Source organism: Streptomyces sp. 13-12-16 (assembly GCF_002114215.1).
Classification (GTDB): domain Bacteria; phylum Actinomycetota; class Actinomycetes; order Streptomycetales; family Streptomycetaceae; genus Streptomyces.
In genome coordinates this window covers 1-13,080 of record NZ_NCTE01000366.1, presented here as the reverse complement: position 1 = coordinate 13,080, position 13,080 = coordinate 1, and the positions used below count along the sequence as shown (strand labels likewise).

Sequence of the window (13,080 nt, the reverse complement as noted above, 5' to 3'; positions counted from 1 at the left end):
CGGTCACCGCGCGGTACTGGTCGGCGGCGATGGCGGCGGACACGGCTTTGCTGATCGCGAGGAAGGGGGTGCGGCGCGGCACCTCGAGGAGCGGCAGGCCCTCCTCCCGCGCGGCGTCGACGAGGGCGTCGGGTATGTCCTCGTAGTGGACGCCGACGGCGAATCCGAGGCCCACGACTCCCGCTCCGGCCAGTCGCCGCACATAGCGGCGCATCGCCTCCCGGTCCTCCGCGTCGAGTTTCAGCGCGGTGATCAGCAGGAGCTCCCCGCCCTCCATGTACGGCACGGGATCGGCGAGCTCACTGGCGTGCGCCCAGCGGACCGGCGCGTCGAGGCGGTCCTCGCCCGCGCGCACGGTCAGCTTGAGCGCGGAGTGGTGGACGAGCGAGGCGAGCGTCGGGGGCATGGGTGCCTTGAGCCTTCGGGTCTGCGTCGGGTGTGTGAGAACTCGGTGATCTTTTGGCCGTCACGTATGAACGGCTCCTGTCGATTCTGCCTCACTGTACGGTCCCCGGCCGCCCGGACCGGCCGGCTCACCCCCGCAGGTCCACCAGCAGCGGCGGCGCGTGCTCGCCCCTGACGTCGGTCAGCGACAGCACCGCGTGGCCCGCCGGTACGGCATGCGCCAGCTCCGACGCCGACCACCGCTCCCGCTCGACCTGCCGCACGGTGACCGCGTCCGTGGTCACCGCCTTGCCCGTGAGCCGCTTGCGCACCGCGTGGAGGAACCGCGTCATCGGCTGGTCGGCGAAGACCGTGTGCTTGGAGACCTCCGTCGTCTCCACCCACTCGGTGCCCCAGGTCTGCGCGAACCGGCTGCCGTCCCAGGTGGTGACACCGGAGAACGCCATGCGGCAGCCCACCGCGCCGTAGAGCGGACCGTGCAGCGCCTCGGGAACGTCACCGATGGTGCGCAGGGCGAGCAGCACGCCCGCGTTCTGCGACCGCAGCCGCTGGATGCGGCGCACCGACTCCGCGGTGACCGTGCCCGTCGCATCGTCCAGGACCAGGCAGGCGAAGTGGGCGCGCCGGCTCTCCCGTACGACGACGTGGAACTGTGCGAGGACCAGCCGGGTGATCAGCCGTCCGGCCTCCTCGTGGACGCGCTCGGGCAGGTCGATCCGTACCCGCAGGGGGTGGTGGGCGACCGCACGCAGGGAGAACGGCCTGCCGGGGCCGCCCCCGCCGAAGAAGTCCGCGAACACCGGCCGGTTCAGCAGTGCCAGCCGGTCGGCCAGGGCCCGGCCCGCGTCGCCCGGCGTACCGGTCTGCCGGGCCCGTGCGTCGAGCTCGCGGTGCATGACGTCGTTCCCACTCGCGGCGAGCGCCTCCCGCAGCGGGGCCAGCGTCCGCTCCTCGCCCTCCAGCAGCTCGTACAGCTCCGGCAGGGTGGGGAAGCGCCCGTGCACCGCCCGGAAGGGGCCGAGCAGCTGCGCCAGCGCGGTGGCGGCGCCCTGCGTGCCGACCGTTTCGAGGTCGCCCGTCAGCGCTTCGGCGAGGATCGCGGCCGCCTCGTCCGGATCGTCGGACTCGGCGTACGGGTCGAGGTCGTGCACCGAGGACGGATCGCCGATCCGCACGATCACGTCGAAGGCGTCGTCCGCGCAGAGCGGGCTCCCGACGGCGGAGACGGCGACGACGGCACAGCGCCCGGTGAGCGCCTGCAGCGCCAGTCCCTCGGTCACCGGTTCGACGAGGGTGCGGGTCTTGCCGGACCCGGAGGGACCGACGGCGAGCAGCGAAGTGCCGAGCACGTCCGGACCGAGGGCCGCCCCCGCGTCGTGGTACGGCTGGGGAGCGCGCTCGGCCGCCACCCAGCGGCCGATGCGCACCTGACCGGCGAGCAGGTCGTGACGGGCGGTCCGGCGCGGCAGGTCCCGGGCGCCGGAGGGGTGCGTCCAGGCCGCGCCGCCCTGACGCAGGACGGTGTCGCGGAAGGCGTCCAGCGTGGCGCTGCGCCGGGCGACGGTGAAGGCGTGCTCGATGCGGGTGCAGTCGACGTCGTTCACACGGCCGCCGGTGACCTCGGCGGTGAGCAGGTCCGCGGCCTCGTGCTGGCCGGCGTCGCGGAGGGCGGGCCACTGGGAGCGAGGCCGGTCGGGCACGGTCCGGTCGGCGGCGGTGTTCGTCGGGCGGGGGGCGAACAGCCCCTTCGCGTACGGCAGCCAGGCCCCGAGGCGGGCGAACGGCCACACCACGAGCAGCGTGACGACCGTGTACAGCGTGTTCGTGAAGAAGGGGGAGGCCATCAGGTCGTAGCTGTCCGTGATCAGCACGGTCAGGGAGAGCAACGGATCGACGACCGGCACCGCGGACCATCCGACGCCCGGGAAGGCGTCGGGGAAGACGAGACCGAGGGCGACGAGGGCGAGGCCGGCGGAGACCAGGACCTGTGCCGGCCGGGACAGGCGGTTCATGTAGTGGCGGACGATGGCGCGCCAGCTGCCGAGCACGCCGACCGCGAGGACGAGCGCGGCGAAGAAGACGCCGTCGGCGAGCAGCAGGGCGTGCTCCGCGGGGAGCCCCACGGCCCAGCTCTCGACCGGCTTGGGCACCACCGTGAGCGGGTACCACCAGTCGTTCGGTGTGAACGCCCGTAGGAGGGTGCTCTTGTACGGGAAGGCGCCGCTGCTCCAGAGGGACCACGCCCCGAGCGCCAGGACGAGCGGGATCAGCATGCCGGCGACCGTCACCGGGGCAAGGCGTTCCGGGATCTCCTTCGGGCGGTGGCCGTACCGCCAGATCCCCGGCCGGGCGGCCGGCCTCGCCTCGTCGAGCCAGGCGACGACGGTGGACGGGGAGCCGGGGGCCTGTTGCGGCACCGGTGGTGTCCCCGGGGCCCGGCTCGGTCGCGGCGGCGCCGTCGGTACGTCCGGTGGACCCGCCGGGCGCGGGACGGGGTTCGCATGAGTGCCCCGTGCGTCCTGGGTACCGTCGCTGTTCATCGCCCTTGCCCCCTGAGCTGCCGCTCCATCCGCCGTCAGCGAGTCAATCTAACGCCCTGACAGGTCGAGTTCACTGCTTACGTGGCCGGGGTCGGGCGGGGGCGGGCCTCACGTGCCCGCGTTCGCGGGCGCCGCCACGCCCACCCCCCGCTCATGGGGGTACCTCCCAGGCCCTTGAGGAACTGGGGGAGGGAGGCACGGCTGCCCGCGGCCGGGGTATGTCCACCGCGGACAAGCCGGAACCCCGCACAACGCCCACATGGAGCATGCCCACCCCCCGCTGCCCGCCCTAGCCTGCGAGAAAAGAACGCAAGCGTCCGAAACACCCCCCAGGAGCCCCGCATGACCGCACTTCCGCAGGAGCGCCGCGTCGTCACCGCCATCCCCGGCCCGAAGTCGCAGGAGCTGCAGGCCCGCCGCACCGCCGCGGTCGCGCAGGGCGTGGGCTCCGTGCTGCCCGTGTTCACCACCCGCGCGGGCGGCGGCATCATCGAGGACGTCGACGGCAACCGGCTGATCGACTTCGGTTCCGGCATCGCCGTGACCTCCGTCGGCGCCTCCGCCGAGGCCGTCGTCCGCCGCGCCTCCGCCCAGCTCGCCGACTTCACCCACACCTGCTTCATGGTCACGCCGTACGAGGGCTACGTGGCCGTCGCCGAGGCGCTCGCCGAGCTGACCCCGGGCGACCACGCCAAGAAGTCCGCGCTGTTCAACAGCGGCGCCGAGGCCGTCGAGAACGCCGTGAAGATCGCGCGTGCGTACACCAAGCGGCAGGCGGTCGTCGTGTTCGACCACGGCTACCACGGCCGCACCAACCTCACCATGGCGCTGACCGCGAAGAACATGCCGTACAAGCACGGCTTCGGTCCGTTCGCGCCCGAGGTGTACCGCGTCCCGGTCGCCTACGGCTACCGCTGGCCGACCGGCCCGGAGAACGCGGGCCCGGAGGCCGCCGCGCAGGCCGTCGACCAGATCTCCAAGCAGGTCGGCGCCGAGAACGTGGCCGCGATCATCATCGAGCCGGTGCTCGGCGAGGGCGGCTTCATCGAGCCCGCGAAGGGCTTCCTGCCGGCGATCAGCAAGTTCGCGCAGGACAACGGCATCGTCTTCGTCGCCGACGAGATCCAGTCCGGTTTCTGCCGCACCGGCCAGTGGTTCGCCTGCGAGGACGAGGGCATCGTCCCGGACCTGATCACCACCGCGAAGGGCATCGCGGGCGGTCTGCCGCTCGCCGCCGTCACCGGCCGCGCCGAGATCATGGACGCCGCGCACTCCGGCGGCCTGGGCGGCACCTACGGCGGCAACCCGGTCGCCTGCGCGGGCGCGCTCGGCGCCATCGAGACGATGAAGGAGCTCGACCTCAACGCCAGGGCGAAGAACATCGAGTCCGTCATGAAGACCCGCCTCACCGCCATGGCCGAGAAGTTCGACGTCATCGGCGACGTCCGCGGCCGGGGCGCGATGATCGCCATCGAGCTGGTCAAGGACCGCGCCACCAAGGAGCCGAACCCCGAGGCGACGGCCGCGCTGGCCAAGGCCTGCCACCAGGAGGGCCTGCTGGTCCTGACCTGTGGCACCTACGGCAACGTGCTGCGCTTCCTGCCCCCGCTGGTCATCGGCGAGGACCTGCTGGGCGAGGGCCTCGACATCATCGAGCAGGCGTTCGCGCGCATCTGAGCCGGCATCGGGGCAGGTGGGACGCCTGCCCCGGGCCGCCGGGACCGACGAGCGGCAGAGCGTGTGAAGAAGGTGTGCGGGGTGGATGACAGGAGCCCGTCGGCCCTGTCGCGGGGCCGTCCCCTGCCGTAGGTTTCTACGCGGATGAGAGATACACCCCGCCCACAGGGGACTGTGGGTGGTTTCAGGCCGGGGCCTCCCCAGCTTCGACCTGGTCGTGCCCTCGCGCACACAACCGGGGCCTGAAGGCTTCGGGTCTCCTCATGATCGGACGGTCGCCCGCCCCACACCCCCCGGGGCGCGCGACGTTCCGGTCCGGACGGCCATCCGGGCACCTCACACGGCAAGCCGTTCCCAGAAGGGCCAGTGCATACCCCCCCCTTTGCACTGGCCCTTCGGCGTACATTGGACCCCACCTGCGAAGCTGTGCACCATGCTGCTGCTGGGACCGCCCGTTCTCCTCTTCGCGCTGATCACCTGGCAGGTCGTCGCCGACGGCCCGCTGGTGGGCCTCGACGAGCGGCTGAGCCGGGAGCTGGTCCACCCGGACCGGGCCTCCGAACTGCTCGCCGACCTCGGCAACGTCCAGGTCGCCCTCCCCGTTCTGGTGACCGCGCTGGCGTACGTCGCCTGGCGCGGGCGTGCCACAGGTATGGACCGCTGGTGGCTGCCGCCCGCCGCCGGGGCCCTGGCGATGGTGCTGGTGCCGGTGCTGGTCGCGCCCCTCAAGGAGTGGACCGATCGCCCCGGCACCCCGGCCGTGCCCCCGGCGGTCGGCTACTACCCCTCCGGGCACACGGCCACCGCCGTGGTGGCGTACGGCGCGGCGACACTGCTGCTCCTGCCGCTGCTGAGGTCGCCGGCGGTCCGTCGCGCGTTCCTCGCGGCCTGCGCCGTCCTGGTCGCCGGCGCCTCGTTCGGGCTGGTGCGCCGGGGCTACCACTGGCCGCTGGACGTGGCGGCCAGCTGGTGCCTCGGCGCGGTGCTGCTGATCTGCCTCCGGCTGTCGCTCAGCCGAAGTAGCCGTCGAACGTCCGCTGGAACTCCCAGCCGCCGAACCGGTCCCAGTTGATCGACCAGGTCATCAGCCCGCGCAGTCCGGGCCACGTCCCGTGGGTCGCGTAACCGCCGCAGTTCGTGCGCTTCGTCAGGCAGTCGAGGGTCTTGGTGACCTCGGCCGGGGACACGTGCCCGTTGCCCGCGTTGGTGGTGGCCGGCATGCCGATGGCGACCTGGTCGGCGCGCAGCGGAGGGAAGACGTTGTTCGCGTCGCCCGCCACCGGGAAGCCGGTGAGCAGCATGTCCGTCATCGCGATGTGGAAGTCCGCGCCGCCCATGGAGTGGTACTGGTTGTCCAGGCCCATGACCGGCCCGGAGTTGTAGTCCTGGACGTGCAGCAGGGTCAGGTCGTCGCGCATGGCGTGGATCACCGGGAGGTACGCGCCCGCCCGCGGGTCCTGGCCGCCCCACCTGCCCGTGCCGTAGTACTGGTAGCCGAGCTGGACGAAGAAGGTCTCCGGGGCCATGGTCAGCACGAAGTCGTCGCCGTACTTGGCCTTGAGGGTCTTCAGGGCCGAGATCAGGTTGACGATCACCGGGGTCTTCGGGTTCCTGAAGTCCGTGTCGTCGGCGTTCAGGGAGAGGGAGTGGCCCTCGAAGTCGATGTCCAGACCGTCGAGCCCGTACTCGTCGATGATCTTCGAGACGGAGGAGACGAAGGTGTCCCGGGCGGCCGTGGTGGTGAGCTGCACCTGGCCGTTGGCGCCGCCGATGGAGATCAGCACCTTCTTCCCGGCCGCCTGCTTGGCCTTGACTGCGTCCTTGAACTCGGCGTCGCTCTCCACCCCCGGGCACTCGGACGCCGGGCACCGGTCGAAGCGGATGTCACCGGAGGTGGCCGAGGTCGGCTCGCCGAAGGCCAGGTCGATGACGTCCCAGCTCTCGGGGACGTCGGCCAGGCGCGTGTAGCCCGAGCCGTTGGCGAAGCTGGCGTGGAGGTAGCCCACCAGGGCGTGCGGCGGGAGGTCGGAGGGACCGCCGCCCGAGTCGGGTGCCCCTGTCGTCGCGGTCACGGTGGCCGAACGGGCCGACTCGCCCGCGTCGTTCACGGCCGTGACCTGGAAGGCGTACGCCGTCGAGGGCGACAGCCCGGACACGGTGACCGAAGTCCCGCTCACCGTCCGCACCTTGGTGCCGTCGCGGTAGACCGCGTAGCCGGTGGCGCCCGTGACCGGTGACCAGGACAGGGCCACGCCGGTCGAGGTGACGGTGTCCGCCCTGAGACCGGTGGGCGGGGCGGGCGGTTGGCCGGTCTCACCGCCGGGGCCGACCAGGGTGATGTCGTCGGCGTGGTAGGCCCCGGTGCCGTACCAGCCGTGGGTGTAGACGGTGACGCGGGTGGTGGAGGGGCCGGTGCGGAAGGTGGTGGTGAGCTGCTGCCAGCCGGGGGCCGACTGGGCCCAGGTGGAGACGTCGGTGGTGCCGGTGCCGCTCGCGCCCAGGTAGACGTAGCTGCCCTGGACGTGACCGGAGAGCGTGTACTGGGAGTCCGGTTTCACGGTGACGGTCTGCGCGCAGCGCGCGTTGTCGGCGCCCGCCGGGGTCGCCTTCAGTGCCGAACTTCCGCTGCGCACCGGTGCGTTCACGGTCGTGCCGGCCGTACAGCTCCAGCCGTCGAGGCCGGACTCGAAGCCGCCGTTCCTGGCGAGGTCCGCGTCGGCCGCGCGGGCGGCCGACGACAGCGCGGTCGTACCGGTGGCGGCGAGGGCGGTGGCGGTGAGCAGCGCCACGAGGGGCCGGCGCGCGAGGGGTCTGGAGCGGTCCACAAGTGCCTCCGGGCATGGGGGAATTGGAGGGCGGAGCGCGCTCAATTTGGTCCAGACCAATTCGGTTGTCAAGCCCCCGCGCGGCTCAGCTGTCGAAGCCGAGACCCAGCCGGTCCATCGTCCGCAGCCACAGATTGCGCCGCCCGCCCCGCGCGTCCGCCCTGGCCAGCGACCACTTGGTGAGCGCGATGCCGGTCCAGGCGAACGGCTCCGGCGGGAACGGCAGCGGCTTCCTGCGCACCATCTCCAGCTCCGTGCGCTCCGTCCGTTCCCCCGCCAGCAGGTCCAGCATCACCTCGGCCCCGAAGCGGGTGGCGCCGACGCCGAGCCCGGTGTAGCCCGCCGCGTACGCCACCCTCCCCGTGTACGCCGTGCCGAAGAACGCCGAGAAGCGGGAGCAGGTGTCGATCGCGCCGCCCCAGGCGTGGGTGAAGCGCACGCCCTCGAGCTGCGGGAAGCAGGTGAAGAAGTGGCCGGCGAGCCTGGCGTAGGTCTCCGGCCGGTCGTCGTACTCGGCGCGCACCCGGCCGCCGTAGGGATAGACCGCGTCGTAGCCGCCCCACAGGATCCGGTTGTCGGCGGAGAGCCGGAAGTAGTGGAACTGGTTGGCGCTGTCCCCGAGGCCCTGCCGGTTCTTCCAGCCGACGGACGCCAGCCGGTCGGCGGTGAGCGGCTCGGTCATCAGGGCGTAGTCGTAGACCGGGACGGTGTAGGAGCGGACCCGTCTGACCAGGCTGGGGAAGACGTTGGTGCCGAGCGCCACCGCGCGGGCGCGGATCCGCCCGTACGGGGTGCGTACGGCCATGCCGCCGCCGTACGGCTTCAGGGTGAGGGCGGGGGTGTGCTCGTACACGCGGACGCCGAGGCCGAGACAGGCCCGCTTCAGTCCCCAGGCGAGGCGGGCGGGGTTGAGCATGGCCACGCCCCGGCGGTCGTACAGGCCCGCCCGGAAGGTCGGGGAGTTCACCTGTTCCCGTACGGCGTCGGCGTCCAGGTACTCGACGTCGTCGGCGAGTCCCTTGGCGCGGATCCCCTCGTACCAGTCCTTGAGCTCCCACGCCTGGTAGGGCTCGGTGGCGACGTCGATCTCGCCGGACCGTTCGAAGTCGCAGTCGATGGAGTGGCGGGCGACCGTCTCCTCGATGGCGTCGAGGTTGCGGGCGCCCAGCCGCTGAAGGGTGTGGATCTCGTCCGGCCAGCGGGTCAGTCCGTTGGGCAGGCCGTGGGTGAGGGAGGCGGCGCAGAACCCGCCGTTGCGGCCGGAGGCGGCCCAGCCCGCCTCGCGGCCCTCCACCAGCACGACGTCCCGTGCGGGGTCGCGCTCCTTGGCGATCAGCGCGGTCCACAGTCCGCTGTAGCCGCCGCCGACGACCAGCAGGTCGCAGGTCTCGGCGCCGGTGAGGGCGGGTTCGGGGTCGGGCCTGCCGGGGTCGTCCAGCCAGTAGGAGACCGGCCGGGCTTCGGAAAGGGATTTCGTCCAACGGCTCATGGCGCCAGGGGCCATGATTTCAACTCCCTACGGTGCTTTTCATGCCTTCTGCCGGTTGCGGCGATTTCCGATGACCATGGAGACCAGGACCAGCAGGACGGCGAGGGCGAACATGGCCGTACCGATCACATTGATCTGCACGGGAGTTCCGCGCTGCGCGGAGCCCCATACGAACATCGGGAAGGTGACGGTCGAGCCGGCGTTGAAATTGGTGATGATGAAGTCGTCGAAGGAGAGCGCGAAGGCGAGCAGCGCGCCCGCCGCGATGCCGGGGGCGGCGATCGGCAGCGTGACCCGGACGAACGTCTGGAACGGGCCGGCGTACAGGTCCTGCGCGGCCTGCTCCAGTCGCGGGTCCATCGACATCACGCGTGCCTTCACGGCGACCACGACGAAGCTGAGGCAGAACATGATGTGGGCGATCAGGATCGTCCAGAAGCCCAGCTGAGCACCCATGTTGAGGAACAGGGTGAGCAGTGAGGCCGCCATGACCACCTCGGGCATCGCCATCGGCAGGAAGATCAGCGAGTTCACGGCGGGGCGGGCGCGGAAGCGGTAGCGGACCAGCGCGAAGGCGATCATCGTGCCGAGCAGGGTGGCGCCGAGCGTCGCCCACAGGGCGAGCTGGAGGCTGAGCGACAGCGAGGCGCACAGTCCGGAGACGCCGCACGGATCCTTCCACGCCTCGGTGGAGAATTCCTGCCACGTGTAATTGAAGCGCCCCTTCGGATTGTTGAAGGAGAACACGGTGACGACGACGTTCGGCAGGAGGAGGTAGGCGAGGGTCAGCAGTCCCGCGATGACGACGAAATGGCGCTTGAGCCAGTTGACGAAGGTCATTCTAAACCAGATCCTCCGTGCCGGACTTGCGGATGTAGAGCGTGACGACGACGAGGATCGCGGCCATCAGGAGGAACGAGAGTGCCGCGGCCGTCGGATAGTCGAGGATCCGCAGGAATTGCGACTGGATGACGTTGCCGACCATGCGGGTGTCGGTCGAACCGAGCAGATCCGAGTTGATGTAGTCGCCGGACGCCGGGATGAAGGTCAGCAGCGTGCCGGAGACCACGCCCGGCATCGACAGCGGGAAGGTGACCCTGCGGAAGGTGGTCGACGGCCTGGCGTACAGGTCGTTCGCCGCCTCGTGCAGCCGGGGGTCGATGCGCTCCAGCGAGGTGTAGAGCGGCAGGATCATGAAGGGCAGGAAGTTGTACGTCAGACCGCACACCACCGCGAGCGGCGTGGCGAGCACCCGGTCGCCGGCGGTCCAGCCGAGCCACGCCGTGACGTCCAGGACGTGCAGGGTGTTCAGGGCGTCGACCACCGGGCCGCCGTCGGCGAGGATCGTCTTCCAGGCGAGCGTGCGGATCAGGAAGCTGGTGAAGAACGGCGCGATCACCAGGATCATGATCAGGTTCCGCCAGCGTCCCGCGCGAAAGGCGATCAGATAGGCCAGCGGGTAGCCGAGCAGCAGGCACAGCACGGTCGCGGAGGCCGCGTAGAGCACCGAGCGCACGAACTGCGGCCAGTACTCGGACAGCGCGTCCCAGTAGGTGGCGAAGTGCCAGGTGACCTCGTAGCCCTCCTCCAGGGAGCCCGTCTGCACGGACGTGGAGGCCTGGTAGACCACCGGCAGCGCGAAGAACACGAACAGCCACAGCAGGCCGGGCAGCAGGAGCAGGTACGGCGTCCAGCGGCCGCGTTTGCGCGCTCGCCGCGGGGGTTTCGTCTCCGGGGCGGGCGCCAGGGGTGGCGCCTCGGTGACCGTGGTCATCGGGCGACCTCTTCCTCGACCGTCTCGACGCCCGCGTCGATGTCCTGAGCCGCGTCCAAGCCGAAGGTGTGGGCCGGGTTCCAGTGCAGGACCACCTCGGCGCCGGGCACCAGCCGGGCGTCGCGGTCGATGTTCTGGACGTAGACCTCGAAGTCGGAGCAGACCGGGCTGTCGACGACGAACTGCGTGGAGACGCCGATGAAGCCGGCGCCGGTGATCCGGCCGGTGATCCGGTTGCGGCCCTCGGGTATCCCGCCGGCGTCGTCGGCGTGGGTGAGGGAGATCTTCTCCGGGCGCACCCCGACCAGCACCTTGCCGCCGGTCGTCGTGGGCGCGCTGTTGCGGGCCCCGGGCAGGACCAGCTTGCCGCCGCCCGCCTTGAGGATGATCTCGTCGTTGGACGCGGAGTCGATCTCGGCCTCGATGAAGTTGGAGGTGCCGAGGAAGTTGGCGACGAAGGTGGTGCGCGGGTTCTCGTAGAGGTCGGCGGGTGAGCCGAGCTGCTCGACCCGGCCGGCGTTCATCACCGCGACCGTGTCGGCCATGGTCATGGCCTCCTCCTGGTCGTGCGTGACGTGCACGAAGGTGATGCCGACCTCGGTCTGGATGCGCTTGAGCTCGAGCTGCATCTGGCGGCGCAGCTTCAGGTCGAGGGCGCCGAGCGGCTCGTCGAGCAGCAGCACCTTGGGGTGGTTGATCAGCGCGCGGGCCACCGCGACGCGCTGCTGCTGGCCGCCGGAGAGCTGGTGCGGCTTCTTGCGGGCCTGCTCGCCGAGCTGCACCAGCTCCAGCATCTCCTCGACCTGCTTCTTCACGCTCCTGATGCCGCGCCGGCGCAGACCGAAGGCGACGTTCTCGAAGATGTCGAGGTGAGGGAAGAGGGCGTAGGACTGGAAGACCGTGTTCACCGGCCGCTTGTACGGCGGCAGCGCGGTGACGTCCTGGTCGCCGAGGTGGACGGTGCCGCTCGTGGGCTCCTCCAGGCCGGCGATCATCCGCAGGGTGGTGGTCTTGCCGCAGCCGGAGGCGCCGAGCAGGGCGAAGAAGGAGCCCTGCGGCACGGTCAGGTCCAGGGGGTGTACGGCGGTGAAGGAGCCGTACGTCTTGCCGATGCCGGTGAGGCGGACGTCCCCGCCCGTGTGGCCGGCCGTGGTGGTGTCTTTGGTCGTCTTCATCTCGTCACGCCCCAGTGAGCTTCGCGAACTTCTCTTCGAATTCCGTCTCTTCCTCGGAGCTCAGGGAGCGGAAGGCACGGGACTTGGCCTGCATGGCCCGGTCGGGGAGGATCAGCGGGTTGTTCGCCGCGTCCTCGTCGATCTTCGCGAGCTCGTCCTTCACTCCCTCGACCGGGCAGACGAAGTTGATGTAGGCGGCGAGTTCCGCGGCCGCCTTCGGCTCGAAGTAGTAGTCGATCAGCCGCTCGGCGTTGGCCTTGTGACGGGCCTTGTTGGGGACCAGCAGGTTGTCGCTGGACATCATGTAGCCGCTGTCGGGGATCAGGAAGTCGATGTCCGGGTTGTCCGCCTTGAGCTGGACGACGTCCCCGGCCCAGGCCACACAGGCGGCGAAGTCGCCCTTGCTGATGTCCGCGGTGTAGTCGTTGCCGGTGAACCGGCGGATCTGGCCCTTGTCGACGGCCTTCTGGAGACGGGCGAGCGCCGCGTCGTAGTCGTCGGCGGTGAACTTCTCCGGCTCCTTGCCCATGTCGAGCAGGGTCAGGCCCATGGTGTCGCGCATCTCGGTGAGCAGTCCGACCCGGCCCTTGAGCTTCGGGTTGTCCAGCAGGTCGGAGAGGGTCCTCACCTCGACGCCGTCGAGCGCCTTCTTGTTGTAGGCGATGACGGTCGCGATGCCCTGCCAGGGGTAGGAGTAGGCACGGCCGGGGTCCCAGTCGGGGCTGCGGAACTGGGGCGACAGGTTGGCGAAGGCGTTCGGGAGGTTGGCCGGGTCCAGTTTCTGCACCCAGCCGAGGCGGATCAGGCGGGCGGCCAGCCAGTCGGTGAGGACGATGATGTCGCGGCCGGTGTCCTGGCCCGCGGCGAGCTGCGGCTTGATCTTGCCGAAGAACTCGGTGTTGTCGTTGATGTCCTCGGTGTACTTGACCTCGATGCCGGTACGTTCCGTGAACGCGTCCAGCGTGGGGTGGGCGTGCCCGCTGTCGTCGACGTCCATGTACTCGGTCCAGTTGGAGAAGCTGACGGACTTCTCCTCCTTCGAGTGGTCCTCCGCCGGGACACCGCCCCGGGTGTTGCCGGCCGCGGGGATGCCGCAGCCGCTCAGCGCGCCGAGTCCGCCGGCCGCGAGCACGCCGCCCGCGGAGGCGCGCAGCACGGAACGGCGGGACAGGGCCGCCCTGCCGGTGCGGAGGCT

10 protein-coding genes are annotated in these 13,080 nt (G+C 70.8%); 2 read left to right on the top strand and 8 right to left on the bottom strand.

Translation table 11 applies throughout. From position 1 onward, the window contains the following. Positions 1–406: PucR family transcriptional regulator ligand-binding domain-containing protein (locus tag B7767_RS15435; RefSeq protein ID WP_179167157.1), on the bottom strand; the 406-nt coding region annotated here is incomplete at its 3' end. 127 nt (positions 407–533) lie between these two features. Continuing rightward, positions 534–2,945, bottom strand: a complete 2,412-nt coding sequence (locus B7767_RS15430; protein WP_085572698.1) for an ATP/GTP-binding protein — start codon at positions 2,943–2,945, stop codon at positions 534–536. 342 nt (positions 2,946–3,287) lie between these two features. On the opposite strand from B7767_RS15430, the gene gabT reads away from it, so the two are divergent. After that, on the top strand, positions 3,288–4,622 hold the full coding sequence (gene gabT / locus B7767_RS15425; protein WP_085572697.1) for a 4-aminobutyrate--2-oxoglutarate transaminase: 1,335 nt from the start codon (positions 3,288–3,290) through the stop codon (positions 4,620–4,622). A 433-nt stretch (positions 4,623–5,055) separates the two neighbouring features. Beyond that, entirely contained in the window at positions 5,056–5,694 is a 639-nt protein-coding gene (locus B7767_RS15420; RefSeq protein ID WP_085572696.1) for a phosphatase PAP2 family protein, read from the top strand. Here the strand turns inward: B7767_RS15420 and B7767_RS15415 are convergent. From B7767_RS15415 to B7767_RS15390, 6 genes are all read right to left on the bottom strand, one after another. Then, positions 5,633–7,447 carry a chitinase gene (locus B7767_RS15415; RefSeq protein ID WP_085572695.1) on the bottom strand — a complete coding sequence of 605 codons (1,815 nt, stop codon included), beginning with the start codon at positions 7,445–7,447 and terminating at the stop codon, positions 5,633–5,635. The two genes, B7767_RS15420 and B7767_RS15415, sit on opposite strands and share 62 nt — an antisense overlap. Positions 7,448–7,532: 85 nt before the next feature. Next, on the bottom strand, positions 7,533–8,951 hold the full coding sequence (locus tag B7767_RS15410; RefSeq protein ID WP_085572694.1) for an FAD-binding oxidoreductase: 1,419 nt from the start codon (positions 8,949–8,951) through the stop codon (positions 7,533–7,535). A gap of 24 nt (positions 8,952–8,975) precedes the next feature. Further along, positions 8,976–9,776: an ABC transporter permease gene (locus B7767_RS15405; RefSeq protein WP_085572693.1), complete on the bottom strand. Its 801-nt coding sequence runs from the start codon at positions 9,774–9,776 to the stop codon at positions 8,976–8,978. Between the two features lies 1 nt (position 9,777). Next, positions 9,778–10,710, bottom strand: coding sequence for an ABC transporter permease (locus B7767_RS15400; protein WP_085572692.1), 933 nt, complete (start codon positions 10,708–10,710; stop codon positions 9,778–9,780). After that, entirely contained in the window at positions 10,707–11,885 is a 1,179-nt protein-coding gene (locus tag B7767_RS15395) for an ABC transporter ATP-binding protein (RefSeq protein WP_085572691.1), read from the bottom strand. Before B7767_RS15395 ends, B7767_RS15400 begins: the two co-directional genes overlap by 4 nt. A 4-nt stretch (positions 11,886–11,889) precedes the next feature. Continuing rightward, on the bottom strand, positions 11,890–13,080 hold a 1,191-nt coding region (locus tag B7767_RS15390), incomplete at its 5' end, for a spermidine/putrescine ABC transporter substrate-binding protein (RefSeq protein ID WP_107486111.1).